The following is a 19126-nucleotide window of genomic DNA, read 5'->3' on the forward strand; positions in this document are numbered from 1 at the left end:
TCAGATCACCTTGGCCCGCATCAGGTCGTTGATGCTGATGGCGCCGAGCAGGCGCCGGTCGGCATCCACCACCAGCACGACGGTGATGCGCGCGGCTTCCATCAGGTCGGCGGCGTCCACGGCCAGCGCGTCGGCGCCGACGGTGCGCGGCTTGGGGTGGGCCACCTGGGCGGCGGTCAGCGCGCGCAGGTCGCGGCCCTGTTCGACGAGGCGGCGCAGGTCGCCGTCGGTGAAGATGCCCTGCACGCGGTCGTCGGCGTCGACGATCACCGCCATGCCCAGCGCCTTCGCGCTCATCTCGCGCATCAGCTCGGTGAACGGCGTGTCGGCCGCCACGCGGGGCAGCGCGTCGCCGTGGCGCATCAGGTCGCGCACATGGGTCAGCAACTTGCGGCCCAGCGCGCCGCCGGGGTGGGAGCGGGCGAAGTCCTCGGCCTTGAAGCCGCGGGCGTCCAGCAGCGCGACGGCCAGCGCATCGCCCAGCGCCATCTGCGCGGTGGTGCTGGCCGTGGGCGCCAGCTGCAGCGGGCAGGCCTCCTCGGCGACGGCGCTGTCCAGCACGACGTCGGCATGGGCGGCCAGGCTGGATTCGGCCCGACCGGTGACTGCAACGACGGGCACGCCCAGGCGCTTCAGCACGGGCAGGATGGCGTTGAGCTCATCGCTCTCGCCGGAGTTGGACAGCGCCAGCACGATGTCGCCGCCGGTGACCATGCCCAGGTCGCCGTGCGCCGCCTCGGCGGGGTGCACGAACAGCGCCGGCGTGCCGGTGGAGGCCAGCGTGGCGGCGATCTTGCGGCCCACATGGCCGCTCTTGCCCATGCCCATGACGGCCACGCGGCCCTGGCAGGCGAGCACGGCCTGCACGGCCCGGGCGAAGGCGTCGCCCAGGCGGGGCGCCAGGTCGGCCAAGGCGCGGGCCTCGACCTCCAGCGCCTGGCGGCCGATGCGGATGGCCTGCTCGGCGGCAAAGACGGGAGAACTCATGCGGGCAGTGTAGACAAGGCGCCGGGTGGCGGCCCGGGTGTGACTTGTTGGCGTTTTGCACGCGCATCCGGGTCTGTACCGAGGCGAGATGCCAGCCAGATGCAAGCCAATGGGCTGCCGGCTTCCGACAATCTCCCGCCATGCAAACCAGCGTTTCGACCCACCCGGCGCGTGCCGTCTTCCTGCCCGCGGGCGTGTGGGCCGTGCTGTGCGGCCTGCTGGCCTTGCTGGCCTGGGACGCCAGCGGGGCGGACCTGTGGGTGATGCGCCAGGTGGGCAGCGCGGCCGGCTTTGCGTGGCGCGACAGCTGGTTCACGGCCAGCCTCATCCACCAGGGCGGGCGCCTGCTGTCCTGGGTCGTCATGGCCTTCATCGTGCTGGCCAACCTGCTGCCGGGCCGCTTGCTGCCGCGGCTGACGCGGCGCGAGCGCGTGCAGTGGCTGGCCGTCACGGTGGTGTGCCTGCTGGTGGTGTCGCTCATCAAGCGTGTCAGCCTGACGAGCTGCCCCTGGGACCTGGCCGAGTTTGGCGGCGCGGCGCAGTACGTGTCGCACTGGGCCCTGGGCCGGCACGACGGCGGCGGTGGGCATTGCTTCCCGTCGGGCCATGCGAGCGCGGCCTTCGCCTTCCTGAGCGGCGGCTGGGTGCTGGCGCGGGCCTATCCGCGCCTCGGCCGGGCCTGGGTGGCCACCGTCATCGGGCTGGGTGTGGTCTACGGCGCTGGCCAGATGCTGCGCGGCGCGCACTACCCCAGCCACACGATGTGGACGGCCTGGATCTGCTGGGCGTTGACGGTGGCCCTGATGGCCATCCGCCCGCGCGCCCGGGCCGCCTGAGGCGGTTGCCCGGCGCCGGCCGGGTTGAGAGGGTTTCCACAGTGCTCCCGTCTGGTGCGCAGTCCTAGACTGGCTCGGGCCCGCCAGGGCCGACGCACCACGGAGGAGACACCGTGCAGTGGACCGATACCGCGAACCCGGCGACCTTTCACAAGGTCGTCGACTGCCAGTGGGCCTGCCCGGCGCACACCCCCGTGCCGGAGTACATCCGGCTCATCGCCCAGGGGCGGCATGACGAGGCCTACTGGGTCAACTGGGTCAGCAACGTGTTCCCCGGCGTGCTGGGGCGAACCTGCGACCGGCCCTGCGAGCCGGCTTGCCGGCGGGGGCGCGTGGAAGAGAAGCAGGCTGCCAAGCCGGAGCCGGTCGCCATCTGCCGCCTGAAGCGCGTGGCGGCGGACAACAAGACGGACGAGTTCCGTGCGCTGATCCCCAAGCCCGCCGCGCGCCATGGCCGGCGCGTGGCCTGCGTGGGCGCCGGGCCGGCGTCGCTGGCGGTGGCGCGGGACCTGGCGCTGGAGGGCTACGCCGTCACGGTGTTCGACGGCGAGCGCAAGCCCGGCGGCTTCATCCGCACGCAGATCCCGCGCTTCCGGCTGCCGGAGCGGGTCATCGACGAGGAGTGCGGCTACATCCTCGGGCTGGGGGTGGAGTGGCGATCCGGCGAGCGCATCGATTCGATGAAGGCGCTGCTGGCCGAGGGCTGGGACGCCGTCTTCGTCGGCTGCGGCGCGCCGCGCGGGCGCGACCTGCCGCTGCCCGGGCGGCAGGAGGCGGCCGCGCAGATCCACATTGGCATCGACTGGCTGTCCAGCGTCAGCTTCGGCCATGTCACGGCGGTACAGCCGCGCGTCATCGTGCTGGGCGGCGGCAACACGGCGATGGACTGCTGCCGCTCGGCGCGGCGGCTGGGCGCGGCGTCGGTGACGGTGGCCGTGCGCAGCGGCTACGCGCAGATGAGGGCGAGTCCGTGGGAGAAGGAGGACGCCGAGCACGAGGGCATCCCCATCCTGGACTTTCACGTGCCGCTGGCCTTCGAGCACGCGGACGGCCGGTTGACCGGCATGCGCTTCAGGAGAGCGCAGACCGGCGAGGAAGTCGTCATCCCCTGCGACGAGGTGTTGATCGCCGTGGGCCAGGAAAACGCCTTCCCGTGGATCGAGCGCGATGTCGGCATCGTGTTCGGCGACGACGGGCTGCCGGTGCTGGACGGCGTCAGTTTCCAGTCCACGCTGCCCCAGGTGTTCTTCGGCGGCGATGCAGCCTTCGGGCCCAAGAACATCATCACCGCCGTGGCGCACGGCCACGAGGCGGCCGTCAGCATCGACCGGCTGCTGCATGGCGAGCCGGTCACGCAGCGCCCGCCGCCACACGTCAACCTCGTGTCGCAGAAGATGGGCATCCACGAGTGGAGCTACGACAACGCCATCACGCTGGACCTGCGCAGCAAGGTGCCGTGGGCGGCGGCTGCAGAAGCGCTGGCCAGCATCAAGGTCGAGGTGGAGCTGGGCTTCGACGCCGCCACCGCGCTGAAGGAGGCGCAGCGCTGCCTGAACTGCGACGTGCAGACGGTGTTCGCGCCCAAGCTGTGCATCGAGTGCGATGCCTGCGTGGACATCTGCCCGATGGACTGCATCACGTTCACCGCGGACGGCCCCGGCCTGCGCGAGCGGTTGAACGCACCGGCGCTGAACCTGATGCAGGACGTCTACGTCGAAGGCGGCCTCAAGACCGGCCGCATCATGGCCAAGGACGAGGACGTCTGCCTGCACTGCGGGCTGTGCGCCGAGCGCTGTCCGACCGGCGCGTGGGACATGCAGAAGTTCATGCTCGTCACGGCCAAGGCCGGGGCTGCATGTCGCGACCACGGCACTCGGAAGGAGGCCGCATGAGCCGGATAGAAGCGGTCAACGACTTCGTCGTCAAGTTCGCCAACGTCAACGGCTCGGGCTCGGCATCCGCCAACGAGCTGTTCGCGCGCGCCATCCTGCGCATGGGCGTGCCGGTCAGCCCGCGCAACATCTTCCCCAGCAACATCCAGGGCCTGCCGACCTGGTACGAGGTGCGCGTCTGCGAGGCCGGCTGGCTGGGCCGGCGCGGCGGTGTGGACCTGATGGTGGCGATGAACCCGCAGACCTGGGCCCAGGACGTGGCCGAGATCCAGCCCGGCGGCTACCTGTTCCACGACTCGACGAAGCCGCTACCCCGCAGTGCCTTCCGCGACGACATCCACGTCATCGGCATGCCGGCCACGGCCATCTGCAACGCCACCTACGACGTGCCGCGCGAGCGCACGCTGTTCAAGAACATCCTCGTGCTGGGGGCGCTGAGCGAGCTGATGGGCATCGAGGCCGCCGTCATCGAGACCCTGTTCGCCGAGCAGTACAAGGGCAAGGAGCGGCTGCTGGACTCCAACGTGCGCGCGCTGCACGCGGGCCGCGAGTTCGCGCGGGACCACCTCGCGGTGCAGCCCTTCGGCCTGAAGGTGCGGCGCGCCGATGCGGTGGGCGACAAGGTCTTTCTGGAGGGCAATGCGGCGACGGCGCTGGGCTGCGTGTACGGCGGCGCCACGGTCTGCGCCTGGTACCCGATCACGCCGTCGTCGTCCGTCGCCGAGGCGTTCGAGAAGTACGCGGTCAAGTTCCGCACCGACCCGGCCACCGGAGAGAAGCGCTACGCCATCGTGCAGGCCGAGGACGAGATCGCGTCCATCGGCATCATCACTGGCGCCGGCTGGAACGGCGCACGCGCGTTCACGGCCACGTCCGGCCCCGGCGTGTCGCTGATGACCGAGTTCCTGGGCCTGGCCTACTTCGCCGAGATCCCCTTGGTCGTCATCGACGTGCAGCGCGGCGGCCCCAGCACCGGCATGCCCACGCGCACGCAGCAGGCCGACCTGCTCGCCAGTGCCTACGCGTCGCATGGCGACACGCAGCACGTGCTGCTGCTGCCCGAGGACCCGCGCGAATGCTTCGAATTCGCCGCCGACGCGCTGGACCTGGCCGAGCGGCTGCAGACGCCCGTGTTCCTGATGAGTGACCTGGACATCGGCATGAACCAGCGCCTGTGTGCGCCGCTGGCTTGGGACGACGCGCGCCGCTACGACCGCGGCAAGGTCATGACGGCCGCGCAGCTCGACGCCGGCACGCCGTTCGCGCGCTACCAGGACGTCGACGGCGACGGCATTCCGTGGCGCACGCTGCCCGGCACGCATGCGAGCCGTGGCGCCTACTTCACGCGCGGCACGACGAGGAACGAGCAGGCCATCTACTCCGAGCGCGGCGACGACTACGTGCGCAACGTCGAGCGCCTGAAGCGGAAGTTCGCCACCGCCGCGCTGATCGCGCCGCAGCCGCTGGTGCGCGCGGCGGCGCAGAAGACGCGGCTGGGCGTCCTCTACTTCGGCTCGACCGCGCCGGCCATGGACGAAGCGCTGGCGGCGTTGTCCGCGACAGGCATCCACCTCGACGCGATGCGGCTGCGCGCCTATCCGTTCGCGCCCAGCGTCGCCGAGTTCATCGCGGCGCACGACGCTGTTTTCGTCGTCGAGCAGAACCGCGACGCGCAGATGCGCCGCCTGCTCGTCAACGAGCTGGAGGTGGCGCCCAGCCAGCTCATCAAGGTGCTGCATTTCGACGGCACGCCCATCACGGCCCGCTTCATCGCCGACACGATCACGCGCCACGTGCACGCGCTCGCCACTGCCCCCAGGAGCACGACATGACCTACCTGGCGAAACCGAAGCTGCACCACCCCAGCCTGACGAAGAACGCCGTCGGCTACACGCGCCGCGACTACGAAGGCAAGGTCTCCACGCTGTGCGCGGGCTGCGGCCACGACGCCATCTCCGGCGCCATCGTGCAGGCCTGCTGGCAGCTGGACATCGAACCGCACCGCGTCGCCAAGCTGTCGGGCATCGGCTGCTCCAGCAAGACGCCCGACTACTTCCTCGGCGCCAGCCACGGCTTCAACACCGTGCATGGCCGCATGCCCAGCGTGCTGACCGGCGCCTACCTCGCCAACCGCGAGTTGCTGTACCTCGGCGTGTCGGGCGATGGCGACTCCGCCTCCATCGGCCTGGGCCAGTTCGCGCACGCGATGCGGCGTGGCGTGCGCATGGTCTACCTCGTCGAGAACAACGGCGTCTACGGCCTGACGAAAGGCCAGTTCAGCGCCACGGCGGACAAGGGCTCGGTGGCCAAGAAGGGCGCCACCAACAACGACGCCGCCATCGACCTCGCCGCGCTGGCGCTGCAGCTGGGCGCCACCTTCGTCGCGCGCAGCTTCTCGGGCGACAAGGCCCAGCTCGTGCCGCTCATCGAGGCCGCCATCCGCCACGGTGGCGCGGCCTTCATCGACGTCATCAGTCCCTGCGTGGCGTTCAACAACCATGCCGGTTCCACGCGCAGCTACGACCACGTCCGCGCGCACAACGAGGCGCTGAACCGCATCGACTTCATCGACCTTGCCGAGGAGCAGGTCGTCGTCGACTCGCCCTACCTCATCGACGTGCCGCAGGCCGACGGCACGGTGCTGCGTCTGCGCAAGATGGACGCCGGCCACGACCCGACAGACCGCCTCGCGGCGATGGCCGCGATGCAGCTGCGCGCGGCGGCCGGCGAGATCGCGACCGGGCTGCTCTACGTCGACCCGACCGCCAGGGACTGGCACGCCGTACAGCGCACTGCCGCCGGCGCGTTGAATGCGCTGGGTGAAAAAGACCTGTGCCCCGGCGCCGCAGCGCTCGCAAAAATCAACGCCGGCCTGAGATGATCCGGTCCGCCATGCGCCCACACCACCTCGCCCTCACGCTCACCGCCATCCTCGCCCTGACCGCCTGCGCCAGCTCCAGCCAGGACAAGGTGGCCAACGCGGCCACGACGCCGCTGAGTGACCTCAACGTCGTCCGTGCCGACATCCCCGATGTGCTGAAGGCCGCCGCGGCCGCGCCCTATGCGGCGCCGGCCGACACCAGCTGCCCGGCGCTGGCCGCCGGCATCCATGCGCTGGACGAGGTGCTGGGCCCCGACCTCGATGTGCCGGCCGGCAAGGGCGGCACCGGCCTGCTGGAGCGCGGCGAGGACGCCGCCACCGGCGCGCTGCAGCGCACGGCCGAGGGCGTCGTGCCATTCCGCGGCTGGATACGCAAGCTCAGCGGCGCCGAGCGCTACGCCAGGCAGGTCAACGCGGCCATCACGGCCGGCGGCGTGCGGCGCGGCTTCCTGCGCGGCCTGTCGGTGGCCAAGGCCTGCACGGCGGCGGCGCCGGCCAAGGCGCCCTGAGCGCCCTGGCGCGGGGGCGCTCACAGTCCTTTGCAGGGCGCCAACACTCAGCAATGTGTTGACGACGGAGCGGCAAAACGGCGGCGGCAGACTCGCCGGCCATGCCCGCCGCCCGCCTCCGCGCCCCCCGTTTCTCCCGCCTCGCGCCGCCGCGCGCCACGCTGCTGGCGGCGCTGGTCTTCACGCTCTGGATCGTCGTCGGCACCAGCTGGTTCATGCGCCACTACTTCGGGCTGGTGACGCCCGACCAGGTGCTGTTCCACCTGCAGCACGGCGGCCTCGGCGAGGCGGATTCGCGGCTGTACTGGCGCGCCCTGCGCTGCCTGGCCGGCGTCGTCGCGCTGACGCTGCTCAGCCTGCTGCTGCTGGGGCGGCTGCGCCGCGCGCACCGGCTGCCGCTGCTGGCGGCGCTGGGCACGGGAGCGGTGCTGTCGGTGCATGCGACGGTGGCCGACCCCTGTGTGCCCGAGGCCGACGGCGGTGACTACCTGGCCCGGCATTACGTGGACCCCGGCAAGGTCGGCTGGCAGGCGCCGGCCGTCAAGCCGGACGTGCTCGTCGTGTTCATCGAATCGCTGGATGAGGGCTACACCCGCCCCCGCGACGGCCAGGCGCCGCTGCTGCCGCAGCTGACGCGGCTGCAGGACGACGCGCAGACGCTGGGCCGGCTGCACAACCTCAGCGGCGCGAGCTGGACGCTGGGCGGCCTGTTCAGTGCGCTGTGCGGCGTGCCGCTGCAGCCGGTGGGCGTCATCAGCCGCCACGCGTACGACTACGCGTCCCACTTCTACGCGGGCGGGCAGTGCCTGACGGACGTGCTGGCCGGGCAGGGCTGGGAGGTGAGCTTCTACGGCGGCGCGTCGCTGAAGTTCGCCGGCAAGGGGCACTTCCTGCAGGAGCATGGCGTCACGCGACGCTTCGGTGCGGAGCAGTGGCGCGCCGCGGGCGTGCCGGTGCCCGCGCGTGGCTGGGGGCTGCTGGACAGCGGCCTTGCCGAGCAGGCGTGGGCGGACATGCAGCGCCCGCGCGCGCCGGGCGAGGCGCGGGCGAGCCTGCTGCTGACGGTCGACACGCACGGCCCCGCCGGTGCGCGCGACCCCGGCTGCGACACCGGCGCCGCGCGTGCTGCCGACGAGGATGAGGACGACGTGCCCGTCGAGCTGATGCGCGGGTCGCTGCGCTGCACCGACCGTGTCGTCACGCATCTGGTGCAACGCTTCGTCGCACAGCGCGACGGCCGGCCCAAGGTCGTGTGGATCATGGGCGACCACCTGAACCCGGCGCCGCTGCTGGGCGCCGACCTGCAGCCCGCGGCTGGCGGCCGCACCGTCTTCCATGCGCTGGAGCGTTATGACGCCGATGGCCGCCGGCTGCCCGGCGACGACCAGCGGCGCGAGTTCACGCATGTCGACGTGTTGCCCACGCTGGCCGAGGCCATCGGGCTGCGCTGGGCGCCGCAGCACCGGCTGGGCCTGGGCGTGTCGCTGCTGGCCGAAGACCGCAGCCCCACGCTGATCGAGCGCGAAGGCATGGCGCATGTCGACGGCCGGCTGTCCTGCCGCTCGCCGCTGTTCCAGCGGCTGTGGCTCAACGAGACCTGATCAACGCACCAGCTTCACCGGCGCCATGTCGCGCACGTAGAAGGTGCCGTCCCACTGTGCGCCCAGGCCCACGCCGCCGCCCAGCGGCAGACCGAAGCTGAACTCGGTGCTGCGCGCAGAGAAGCCCGCGTCCATGCGCTTGGGTGCATGCAGGAAGGCGAACGGTGCGTTGTGGCTGGCGAAGGCCAGCTCCAGGCTGTTGGGGTAGGCCGCGGCGATGGGCTGCGGCTCGCCCGTCACGAAGTCGAGGTAGCTGCCCTGCAGCGCCGTCATGTTGACGACGAAGTAGTCGCGCCCCAGCGTCTCGCCGAGGATGTCGCCGGCGAAGCGGTGCGTGTCATCGAACTTCACGCCGCGCGCCAGGTGGATGATGTGCCCCCACAGCACCACCTTGCGGCCGGGGTGCTCGTGCCTGAGCTGCCACAGCACGTTGTCGGCCATCGCGCGGTCGCGCTGGTAGTCGCCGCGCCAGAAGCCGGCGGCCTGGGCCTGCAGGCCGTCCAGGCTGCGGCACAGCAGGCCGCGGTCGTTGTCCGCGTCCGGTGCGCGCAGGGCCTGGCGCAGCCGTGCGGCGGTGGTGTCGAACGCCCGCTGCTCGGCCGGCGGCGGCGCGGTGCGGTCCATCTGCATGAGGCGGCCGGCCAGGCGCTCGAAGAGCGGCCAGTCCGCCGTGTCGCCCGTCAGCTGCGCGCGCAGCCGCGGCAGCAACTGCGTGCGGCTGTAGGCCCCGCTGAGCTGGCTGTCGATGCCCGACAGCCGCAGCGGCCGCGGGCCGGCCTGGGCGTCGTCCACGTAGCGCATCAGCTCGCGGCCGGCGTCGGTCCTGGCGTACATGTAAAAGATGTTGCCCGGCGACAGCGTGTCCAGCTTGTCGCCGCGCCGCAGCGCGTCCTGCAGCAGGGCGGTGTCGAAGATGCCGCTCTCGATGAGCAGCACGTCGAAGCCCTTCTTCTCGTGCAGATAGCGCAGCAGCCGCTGGCGCACCTGGAACTCCTGCAGCCCGCCGTGCGTCTGCTCGCCCAACGCGACGACGCGCGCGTTGCCCACCGCGTCGCCGAAGGCCTGCAGCTGCGCATCCGTCAGCTCGGCGGCCGACGCCGCCGCCATCGGCTGCATGCGGGCGCGCACCGCCTCGGTCGTCTCGGCGGCCATCGCCGCGCCGCTCGTCGCCATCAGCGCCAGCGCCGCCCACCTCGTCCATCGCCTGTCCATGCTGCCTCGCCTCCCGGGTTGCGCGCAGCATAGGGAGGCTGTCTTTGCGTTGTCTTAACGGGGGGCGTGGTGCTGGCTATCCTGCCGGCATGGCCACGCCCGACACCCATCTGCGCGACCTCGCCCGCCTGCGCCGCGTGCGCGACCGCATCGACCGCGACTACGCCAAGCCGCTGGACGTGGAGGCGTTGGCGCAGTTCATCGGCATGTCGGCCGGCCATCTGAGCCGGCAGTTCCGCGCGGCCTATGGCGAGTCGGTCTACGCGTACCTGATGACGCGCCGCATCGAGCGCGCGATGGCCCTGCTGCGGCGCGGTGACCTGAGCGTCACCGAGGTCTGCTTCGAGGTGGGCTGCGCGTCGCTGGGCACGTTCAGCACCCGCTTCACCGAGCTGGTGGGCGTGCCGCCCAGCGTCTACAGGCGCGACAACGCCGGCGATGCCGAGGGGCTGCCGTCCTGTGTCTACAAGCAGGTGATGCGGCCCATCCGCGGATGAACGGCAATCGATCAGGAATCAAGAAGCGCGGCCGGTGGCCCAAACCTAGACTGGCTTCCAGCACTTCCGCCAAGCCTCAAGGACGCAGACCATGGACCTCAGCATCCACGCCACCTTCCTGCCCCACAGCGATGCCGAGACCTCGCTGGCCTTCTGCCGCGACGTACTCGGTTTCGAGCTGCGCAAGGACGTGGGCTACGGCGGCATGCGCTGGCTCACCGTGGGCCCCAAGGGCCAGCCCGGCACGTCCATCGTGCTGTACCCGCCGCAGGCCACGCCCGGCATCACCGACGACGAGCAGCGCACCATTGCCGAGATGATGGCCAAGGGCACGTTCGGCATGATCCTGTTCGCCACGCCCGACCTGGCCGCCACGTTCGACAAGCTGCAGGCGTCTGACGCCGACATCGTGCAGGAGCCCACCGACCAGCCCTACGGCGTGCGGGATTGCGCCGTGCGCGACCCGGCGGGCAACTTGATCCGGATCCAACAGCAGTGACGTTGACCCCTCGTCTGGTCTTGCCTCGCTGAACGCGGGCAAGCCCAGCCGGTCCCCCGAGGGGACGGCGATGCGTTCGGCATGGAGCCGAACGCACATCGCCTGCGGGCCGGCTTGGGGCGGCCCGGCGCCGGTCCGCGTTTAACGCACGCAGCAACCTGAAGACTGACACGATGGCAACGAAGAAGACGACTCCGGCTCCGGCCGACAGCCACGACCTCATCCGCGTGCAGGGCGCGCGCGAGAACAACCTTCAGGACGTCAGCGTCGACATCCCCAAGCGGCGGCTCACGGTGTTCACCGGCGTGTCGGGGTCGGGCAAGAGTTCGCTGGTGTTCGGCACCATCGCGGCCGAGTCGCAGCGGCTCATCAACGAGACCTACAGCGCCTTCGTGCAGGGCTTCATGCCCACGCTGGCGCGGCCCGACGTGGATGTGCTGGACGGCATCACCACGGCCATCCTCGTGGACCAGGAGCGCCTGGGCGCCAACGCGCGCTCCACCGTCGGTACCGTGACGGACGCCAACGCGATGCTGCGCATCCTGTTCAGCCGCCTGGGCCGGCCGCACATCGGGCCGCCCAGCGCATTCGCGTTCAACGTGCCGTCGGTCCAGGCCACCGGCGTCATCACCGTCGACAAGGGTGACGCCAGCCAGGCCGTCAGGCAGACCTTCAACCGCCTGGGCGGCATGTGCCCGCGCTGCGAGGGCATGGGCGCCGTCAGCGACTTCGACCTGACGCAGCTGTTCGACGCCAGCAAGTCCCTCAACGACGGCGCCGTCACCATCCCCGGCTACAGCATGGACGGCTGGTACGGCCGCATCTTCCGCGGCTGCGGCTTCTTCGACGCCGACAAGCCCATCGCCAGGTTCACCAAGCGCGAACTGCATGACCTGCTGCACAAGGAGGCCACCAAGATCAAGGTCGACGGCATCAACCTCACCTACCAGGGGCTGATCCCGTCCATCCAGAAATCCTTCCTGTCCAAGGACGTGGACGCGCTGCAGCCGCACGTCCGCGCCTTCGTCGAACGTGCCATCACGTTCACCACCTGCCCCGACTGCGGCGGCACGCGGCTGTCCGAAGCGGCGCGTTCCAGCAAGGTCGGCAAGCTCAGCATTGCCGACGCCTGCGCGCTGCAGATCAGTGACCTTGCCGGCTGGGTTCGCACGCTGAAGGAGCCGTCCGTGGCGCCGCTGCTGAAGGCGCTGCAGCACCTGCTGGATGCGTTTGTCGAGATCGGCCTGGGCTATCTGTCGCTCGATCGGCCGTCGGGCACGCTGAGCGGCGGCGAGGCGCAGCGCACCAAGATGATCCGCCACCTCGGCTCGCCGCTGACCGACGTGACCTATGTGTTCGACGAGCCCACCATCGGCCTGCACCCGCACGACATCCAGCGCATGAACGAGCTGCTGCTGCGGCTGCGTGACAAGGGCAACACGGTGCTGGTCGTCGAGCACAAGCCCGAGGTCATCGCCATTGCCGACCACGTCATCGACCTCGGCCCCGGCGCCGGTTCGGCGGGCGGCCAGATCGTCTACGAGGGCGATGTGGCCGGGTTGCGCAAGGGCCGCACGCTGACCGGCCGGCACCTGGACGACCGCGCAGCGCTGAAGACCGATGTGCGCAAGCCCACCGGTGCACTGGAGGTGCGCGGTGCCAGCACGCACAACCTGCAGTCCGTCGATGTCGACATCCCGCTGGGCGTGCTCGTCGTCGTCACCGGTGTGGCGGGCTCGGGCAAGAGCTCGCTGGTCCACGGTTCGGTCGCGAAGCAGCCCGGCGTCGTCACCATCGACCAGGCCGCCATCCGCGGCTCGCGGCGCAGCAACCCGGCCACCTACTCCGGCCTCCTCGATCCCATCCGCAGCGCTTTCGCCAAGGCCAACGGCGTGAAGCCGGCGCTGTTCAGCGCCAACTCCGAAGGCGCCTGCCCGGCCTGCAACGGCGCGGGCGTCATCTTCACGGACCTGGGCCCGCTGGCCAGCGTCGCGACGCCCTGCGAGGACTGCGAGGGCAAGCGCTTCCAGCCCGCCGTGCTGGCCCACAAGCTGGCCGGCCGCGACATCGCCGAGGTGCTGGCGATGCCGGTCAGCGAAGCCACGGCGTTCTTCGCGCAGGCCAGGGTGCCGGCAGCGCAGGCCATCCTGGCCCGGCTGGCCGACGTGGGCCTGGGCTACCTGCGCCTGGGCCAGCCGCTGACGACGCTGTCGGGCGGCGAGCGCCAGCGCCTCAAGCTCGCCACGCAGATGGCCGAGAAGGGCGACGTCTACGTGCTGGACGAGCCCACCACCGGCCTGCACCTGGCCGACGTGGCGCAGCTGCTGGCGCTGCTGGACCGGCTGGTGGACGCCGGCAAGTCCGTCATCGTCGTCGAGCACCACCAGGCCGTCATGGCCCATGCCGACTGGCTCATCGACCTGGGCCCCGGCGCCGGGCACGACGGTGGCCGGGTCGTCTTCGAGGGCACGCCGGCGGCGCTGGTGAAGGCCAGGCAGAAGACGCTGACCGGCCAGCACCTGGCGGGCTACGTGCGCGGGTGAGTGCACCACCCCGGGGCGAGGGGGCAACTCCGCTTGCCGGCGCGCGGCGGGCGCGACAAACTCGACGCGCCGCCAGCCTGTCGCTGTACCGGCATCAATGGCGTCTGTTGCCTTAAGCCCCCTTCAACGCTGACCGTCATGAAGACACTGCTTACGCCCTTGCGCCTGCTGGATGCGCTGGCCGCGCGGCGCCGCCCCGTCGAGCGGGCGGCCGAGCCCATGCTCCAGTTCGACCAACTGCCGCCGCTGCCCGCGGACGTGACCCAGCCGCTGCCGCGCCGTTTCGTCGAGAAGGCGCTGGAAGAGGGCAGTCACCGCGTCTACGGCCCGATGGCGGAAGCCGAGATCATCGAGCGGCCGCGCCGCCGCTGACGCTCACAGCGGCGTGGGCAGCGGCTCGCCGCGCTGCAGCGCGTCCACGTTGGCGATGAAGTTCCGCACCGACGCGCGCACCGACTGCGGCGACCAACCCGCCACATGCGGCGTCAGGATGACGTTGGGCAGGTCCACCAGCTCCTGCGGCGGGCGGGGCTCGCTGTCGTAGACGTCCAGCGCCGCGCCGGCGATCTGCCCGCTGCGCAGCGCCGCAGCCAGCGCGGCCGTGTCCACGCAGCTGCCGCGCGCGATGTTCACCACATGCCCGCCGGCGCCCAGCGCGGCCAGCACAGCGGCGTCGACGATGTGCCGCGTGCCCGCGCCGCCGGGCGTCGCGACGACGAGATCGTCGGCCCAGGCGGCCAGCGCCGCGGGGCTGTCGAACCAGCGCGCATCGCCGGCGTCGTCGCGCGGGCGGCGGTTGTGATAGCCCAGCGTCATGCCGAAGGCCGCGGCGCGTGTCGCGATCTTGCGGCCGATGGCGCCCAGGCCGATGACGCCGAGCCGACGGCCCATGCAGTCGGGGTACAGCGGCAGCGCGTCGCGCCACACGCCGGCCCGCAGCGCGGCGCCCTGCTGTGGCAGCGCGCGCAGGCTGCCCAGCAGCAGCGCCAGTGCGTGGTCGGCCACGCAGTCGTCATTGGTGCCGGCGCCGTTGCAGACGGCCACGCCGCGTTCCCTGGCCGCCGCGACATCCAGGTTCTCGAAGCCGGCGCCCAGCGCGGCCACCAGCTTGAGGCGGGGCAGGGTGGCGATCTCGGCGGCGGTGAAGCCCACCGCGCCGTTGGTCAGCACGAAGTCGATGTCCGCCGCGTGCCGGGTGACGGCGGCCGCGCGCGTGGCCGCGTCCGGCGCTTCGATGACGCGAAAGCGTTCCAGCAGCAGGGGCTTGTGGTCGGCGGCAATGGGGATCAGCAGCAGCAAGGTGTCGTTCATGGGCCTAGTTTCTCAGCCAGCGCAGCAGCCGCGGGTACTCGCCCGGTGCCGCCAGCCCGGCCCGTGTGAGGCCGGCGGCGCCGGGGTAGACGCCCAGGGAATAGGTCAGCGCCAGCCCCGCCGAGTGGCCCTGGTAGCCGCCACCGTGGAACAGCAGCCCGGCCGGCAGCCCCAGGTGCACGAGCGCGGCCCAGGCCCAGGCGGTGGCCTCGGCCTCGCCGCGGTGGGGAACGCCGGGGTCGTCCTCGATGCGGTCGTCCAGCGCCGCCCGCAGCGCGGCCGGCGTCGTCGCGATGTGGCCGGCCTCGTGCAGCAGGTCGCCCGGCCAGCGCAGCGCGGCGCGGTCCACCACCAGCGTGCCGGCCTCCAGCCGGATGCCGGGCAGGAAGCTGCCGGCCGGCACGGGGCCCTCGCGCACGGCGATGCCGATGCCGGTGAGGAAGTCGAGCAGCGTCTGCGTGGTGTCGGTGGCTGTCATGTCGGCGGCGGTGGTGGTGTTTGGGCCGAGCGCCGGGCCGCTCCCAAGCCGGCCCGCGTTCAGCGGTGCGGGACTGGACGAGGGGCTGTGCCATTTCAGGCCTGGACGACGTTGCGCCCCTGGTGCTTGGCGCGGTAGAGGGCCTGGTCGGCGCGGGCCAGCAAGGCGGCGCCGTCGGCATCGCCGCGCTCGGCCTCGGCAATGCCGAAGCTGGCGCTCAGCGGCCAGTCCTGCTCCAGCCAGCGCAGCGGCGTGGCGTGCACCAGCGCGCGCATGCGCTCGGCCACCAGCGCGGCGCCGGCGATGTCGGTGTCGGGCAGCAGCACGCAGAACTCCTCGCCGCCCAGGCGGCCCAGCCGGTCCACCTCGCGCAGGCAGGGCTGCAGTTCGCGCACCATCTGGCGCAGCGCCGCGTCGCCGGCGGCGTGGCCCAGCGTGTCGTTGAGCTGCTTGAAGCGGTCCATGTCGATCATGACCAGCGCGTAGCCGCGGCCGCGCCGGAGCCAGGCGTGGGCGTGGTCCAGCGCCTGGTCGAACGCGCGGCGGTTCAGCGTGTCGGTCAGCGGGTCGCGCTCCAGCAGCCGCTCGATGCGCAGGATGAGCCGCATCAGCACGAGGAAGGCCAGCGTCGCGTTCTGCAGCAGCGTCAGCACCAGCGCGGCCCACAGGAAGGCGAGGTTGAACTCGGTGGGCAGGCGCATGTCCGGCGTGCGGCCGGGGTTGACGAAGGTCTCCAGCCCGCGCGCCGCCATCAGCGCGGCGATGAGGAACAGCGGCAGCGCCAGCCCGGCGGGCGTGCGCCGCCCGTGGGCGGCCCGCAGCCGGCGCCAGGTCGACAGCGCCGCGGCCAGCGTCAGCGCGGCACCGCCGAAGTTGACGATGCGGGCCTCCCAGCGCAGGTCGCCGTCGTAGGGCAGCAGCGCCAGCACGCCGGCCGTGGCGAGCACGGTGGCGGCGGCCGGCTTCCAGGTCGGGCGGCGGTCCAGGATGGCCGACACCGCCACGGCCAGCAGCGCGAAGGACGACAGGGCCAGCACGTCGCCGGCGCGGTAGGTCAGCTCGTCGGGCAGCGCGCCGCGCAGCGCATGCAGCGTCAGCGACAGCGCGGCGGCCACGTTGGCGCCGGCCATGATGCAGGAAGCGCGCGGCGCGATGCGCGCGATGAACGCCAGCGACAGCCACACCAGAGCGGCCATGCCTGCCGCCAGGATGATGGCGCCGAGCAGCGTCAGCGTCTGGGCCGGCGTGATCATGGCGAGGCCTGCAGGTGCGTCGCGACGCAGACGCGGTTGCGGCCCTCGGCCTTGGCGCGGTAGAGCTCGGCGTCGGCGCGCGCCAGGCCGATCTCGCCTTCGGCGTCACCCGCCACCGGCAGCGCCACGCCGAAGCTGGCCGTCAGCGGCAGGGACAGCCCGTTCCACTGCAGCGCCTGGCCCGCCAGGCTGGCGCGCAGCCGCTCGGCCACGGTGGCGGCCGTGGCGAGGTCACCGGCCGGCGCCAGCGGCAGCAGCGCGCAGAACTCCTCACCGCCCAGCCGGCCCAGCCGGTCCACCTCGCGCAGGCCGGCCTGCCAGATGCGCACGCAGTGCTGCAGCGCCGCGTCGCCGGCCGGGTGGCCGTGCTCGTCGTTGATGCGCTTGAAGTGGTCGATGTCGATCATCGCCAGCGCGAAGCCGTGGCCGCGCTGCAGCTGCGCCTGCGCGTCGATGAGCGCCTGCTCGAAGGCGCGGCGGTTGAGGGCGCCGGTCAGCGGGTCGCGGTAGGTCAGGTGCTGGATGCGCATGACCACGCGCCAGATCATCAGCGCGATGAGGCTGAGCGTGATGGCCGCCGTGACGACGAACCACAGCACCGCGCGCGCCGGGGACGGCAGCTCGCCGTGCAGCAGATGGCCGTGCAGGTCGGGCTGCAGCAGCAGCTCGGCGCCGTGGGCCAGGCTCATCAGCGCCAGCAGCGCGAAGGGCGTCGTCGTGGCGATGGCGACGACACGCGACAGCTGGCTGCCCGCGCCGTGCATCACCTCGCGCACGGACAGCAGCGCCAGCGCGGTGGCGGCGGCCGTGCCGGCCAGCTCGGGTGCCAGCGCCGAGCCGCTGGCCAGGCCGGCCGCGATGGCCAGCGCGCCGAGGCCGGCGATCCAGGCGATGTCGTGCGGGCGCCGGCGGCTGCGCAGCATGCGGCGCAGCGCCAGCAGCAGCAGCACCATGCCGCCCAGCAGCCCGTACTCCGGCACGGCCTGGCGCAGCAGGTCGGGCCAGCCGGCCAGGTGGTTGCCGTAGTCCTGTGTCGCCAGCCGCAGCAGGTGCGCGGCCGCCATCAGCCGGCCCGCGCGCGGCGCGATGCGGAACGCCTGCGCCAGCGTCAGCCAGGCGAGCGCCGCCATCAGGTTGAAGAGGGCACTGACCTTGAGGACCGTCGGGACGTCGAGGAAATCCATGCAGCTCGCGTTTTGGGTGCGGCGCTGTCACCGTCAAGTCCACAATGCCGCCCATGTCGGATTGGGTCTTGATCACCGGGGGATCGCGCGGCATCGGTGCAGCCACGGCCTGGCGCTGCGCCGAGGCCGGCTGGGACGTGGCCATCAACTATGCGCAGGATAGCGCCGCCGCCGAGGCCTTGGCGGCCAGATTGCACGGGCTGGGCCGGCGGGTGTTGACGCTGCAGGCCGATGTGGCCGACGAGGTGCAGGTCGCCCGCATGTTCGAGCGCCTGGACGAGGCCGGCGGGCGGCTGAAGGGGCTGGTCAACAACGCCGGCATCGTTGCCCCGCAGGCGCGGCTGCAAGACATGACCCCCGCGCGCTGGCGCCGGCTGTTCGACGTCAACGTGATGGGCACGCTGCTGTGCTGCCAGCAGGCTGCGCAGCGCATGAGCACGGCGCGCGGCGGCGCGGGCGGCGCCATCGTCAACCTCAGCTCGCGCGCGGCGGAGTTCGGCTCGGCCGGCATCTACGTGGACTACGCTGCCACCAAGGGCGCGGTGGACACGCTGACCAAGGGCCTGGCCCGGGAGCTGATCGCCGAGGGCATCCGCGTGAACGGCGTGCGGCCGGGCATCATCGAGACCGACATCCACGCCGCCAGCGGCATGGACGCATCCGGCGCAGCGGGCAGCATTCCCATCCAGCGCCTGGGGCGGCCCGAGGAGATCGCCGAGGCGATCGTGTGGCTGCTGTCCGACGCGGCCAGCTACACGGTGGGCGCGCTGCTGGACGTGGCGGGCGGGCGGTAGGCGAGCACCGAGGCTGTCCACGCGCGGCCGGCGGCCACCTGGCGCTGGATGACGTCCGGGTCGCGCGCCGCCTGGGCCAGCACGGCGGCACCCTGCAGCACCGACAGCAAATGCTCGGCGCAGGCCTGCGCGTCTGGTGCCGGCAGCGCGCGAGCGAACTGCTGCTGCAGCCAGCCCAGCAGCCCCAGCAGCAGGCCGGCCGCGGGGCGGTGCAGCTGGTCGTCGAGCTTGCCCAGCTCCGTGGCGAGGCTGCCGACCGGGCAGCCCGTGCCGGCCACGTCCGCGGCATGTGCTTCGACGTAGCACAGCAGCCGGTCGATCGCCTCGGCCGGCGTGGCATCGGCGGGCACGGCCAGCGCGAGCTCCAGCTCGGCCTGACGGCTGCGCAGCACGGCATCCAGCAGCGCGGGCTTGGTGGGGAAGTAGTAGGCCAGGTTGCCCTTGAGCATGCCAGCCTCGGCCGCCACGTCGGCAATCGACGTCGAGGCATAGCCGCGCGCCTCGAACAGCCGCAGCGCCGCGTCGACGATGCGGTCGCGGCCGCTGGGTGGGGAGGCTGTCGGGTCATCCATGGCGCCAGCCATCGTAGCAGCGTGTGTCCGGCAACCGGCTTGTTTTTGGACGATCGACCTGATAAGGTTGGTCGACC

18 protein-coding genes are annotated in these 19126 nt (G+C 72.0%); 11 read left to right on the forward strand and 7 right to left on the reverse strand.

Translation table 11 applies throughout. From position 1 onward, the window contains the following. Entirely contained in the window at positions 1–987 is a 987-nt protein-coding gene (locus AC1Q7O_RS13335) for a KpsF/GutQ family sugar-phosphate isomerase (RefSeq protein WP_492659621.1), read from the reverse strand. Positions 988–1127: 140 nt separating this feature from the next. Between AC1Q7O_RS13335 and AC1Q7O_RS13340 the strand changes: the two genes are divergently transcribed. The 6 genes from AC1Q7O_RS13340 (at position 1128) to AC1Q7O_RS13365 (ending at position 8706) form a co-directional block, all read left to right on the forward strand. Continuing rightward, positions 1128–1823, forward strand: coding sequence for a phosphatase PAP2 family protein (locus tag AC1Q7O_RS13340; protein WP_492659620.1), 696 nt, complete (start codon positions 1128–1130; stop codon positions 1821–1823). Between the two features lie 113 nt (positions 1824–1936). Beyond that, positions 1937–3715 (forward strand): FAD-dependent oxidoreductase, encoded by a 1779-nt coding sequence (locus AC1Q7O_RS13345; RefSeq protein WP_492659619.1) that lies wholly within the window; start codon positions 1937–1939, stop codon positions 3713–3715. Then, complete coding sequence (locus tag AC1Q7O_RS13350; protein WP_492659618.1) at positions 3712–5547, forward strand: 2-oxoacid:acceptor oxidoreductase subunit alpha; 1836 nt, start codon at positions 3712–3714, stop codon at positions 5545–5547. Before AC1Q7O_RS13345 ends, AC1Q7O_RS13350 begins: the two co-directional genes overlap by 4 nt. After that, positions 5544–6596 (forward strand): 2-oxoacid:ferredoxin oxidoreductase subunit beta, encoded by a 1053-nt coding sequence (locus AC1Q7O_RS13355; RefSeq protein ID WP_492659617.1) that lies wholly within the window; start codon positions 5544–5546, stop codon positions 6594–6596. Before AC1Q7O_RS13350 ends, AC1Q7O_RS13355 begins: the two co-directional genes overlap by 4 nt. Positions 6597–6607: 11 nt before the next feature. Continuing rightward, complete coding sequence (locus AC1Q7O_RS13360; protein WP_492659616.1) at positions 6608–7105, forward strand: hypothetical protein; 498 nt, start codon at positions 6608–6610, stop codon at positions 7103–7105. A gap of 101 nt (positions 7106–7206) precedes the next feature. Next, positions 7207–8706, forward strand: a complete 1500-nt coding sequence (locus AC1Q7O_RS13365) for a sulfatase-like hydrolase/transferase (RefSeq protein WP_492659615.1) — start codon at positions 7207–7209, stop codon at positions 8704–8706. Here the strand turns inward: AC1Q7O_RS13365 and AC1Q7O_RS13370 are convergent, their stop codons facing one another. Continuing rightward, the gene (locus AC1Q7O_RS13370; protein WP_492659614.1) at positions 8707–9918 is read right to left on the reverse strand and encodes an erythromycin esterase family protein; all 1212 of its coding nucleotides are present in this window, start codon (positions 9916–9918) and stop codon (positions 8707–8709) included. 89 nt (positions 9919–10007) lie between these two features. Here AC1Q7O_RS13370 and AC1Q7O_RS13375 point away from each other — a divergent pair, with 89 nt between their 5' ends. The 4 genes from AC1Q7O_RS13375 (at position 10008) to AC1Q7O_RS13390 (ending at position 13829) form a co-directional block, all read left to right on the forward strand. Then, a complete protein-coding gene (locus AC1Q7O_RS13375) occupies positions 10008–10415 on the forward strand; it encodes a helix-turn-helix transcriptional regulator (RefSeq protein ID WP_492659613.1) in 408 nt (135 codons plus the stop codon). A 91-nt stretch (positions 10416–10506) separates the two neighbouring features. Next, entirely contained in the window at positions 10507–10914 is a 408-nt protein-coding gene (locus AC1Q7O_RS13380) for a VOC family protein (protein WP_492659612.1), read from the forward strand. Between the two features lie 173 nt (positions 10915–11087). Next, a complete protein-coding gene (locus AC1Q7O_RS13385; protein ID WP_492659611.1) occupies positions 11088–13457 on the forward strand; it encodes an ATP-binding cassette domain-containing protein in 2370 nt (789 codons plus the stop codon). Positions 13458–13595: 138 nt separating this feature from the next. Further along, complete coding sequence (locus tag AC1Q7O_RS13390; protein WP_492659610.1) at positions 13596–13829, forward strand: hypothetical protein; 234 nt, start codon at positions 13596–13598, stop codon at positions 13827–13829. Positions 13830–13832: 3 nt separating this feature from the next. On the opposite strand, the gene AC1Q7O_RS13395 is transcribed toward AC1Q7O_RS13390, so the two are convergent. From AC1Q7O_RS13395 to AC1Q7O_RS13410, 4 genes are all read right to left on the reverse strand, one after another. Beyond that, positions 13833–14768, reverse strand: a complete 936-nt coding sequence (locus AC1Q7O_RS13395) for an NAD(P)-dependent oxidoreductase (protein ID WP_492659609.1) — start codon at positions 14766–14768, stop codon at positions 13833–13835. A gap of 4 nt (positions 14769–14772) precedes the next feature. Then, entirely contained in the window at positions 14773–15246 is a 474-nt protein-coding gene (locus tag AC1Q7O_RS13400; protein ID WP_492659608.1) for a hypothetical protein, read from the reverse strand. A gap of 95 nt (positions 15247–15341) precedes the next feature. Continuing rightward, positions 15342–16499, reverse strand: coding sequence for a GGDEF domain-containing protein (locus tag AC1Q7O_RS13405; protein ID WP_492659607.1), 1158 nt, complete (start codon positions 16497–16499; stop codon positions 15342–15344). Continuing rightward, entirely contained in the window at positions 16496–17683 is a 1188-nt protein-coding gene (locus AC1Q7O_RS13410; protein ID WP_492659606.1) for a GGDEF domain-containing protein, read from the reverse strand. Before AC1Q7O_RS13410 ends, AC1Q7O_RS13405 begins: the two co-directional genes overlap by 4 nt. Before the next feature lie 44 nt (positions 17684–17727). Between AC1Q7O_RS13410 and AC1Q7O_RS13415 the strand changes: the two genes are divergently transcribed. Then, complete coding sequence (locus AC1Q7O_RS13415) at positions 17728–18477, forward strand: SDR family oxidoreductase (protein ID WP_492659605.1); 750 nt, start codon at positions 17728–17730, stop codon at positions 18475–18477. Here the strand turns inward: AC1Q7O_RS13415 and AC1Q7O_RS13420 are convergent. Beyond that, positions 18435–19049: a TetR/AcrR family transcriptional regulator gene (locus AC1Q7O_RS13420; RefSeq protein WP_492659604.1), complete on the reverse strand. Its 615-nt coding sequence runs from the start codon at positions 19047–19049 to the stop codon at positions 18435–18437. The two genes, AC1Q7O_RS13415 and AC1Q7O_RS13420, sit on opposite strands and share 43 nt — an antisense overlap. Between the last annotated feature and the right edge of the window lie 77 nt (positions 19050–19126).

Source organism: Roseateles sp. GW823-FHT07B05 (assembly GCF_058794515.1).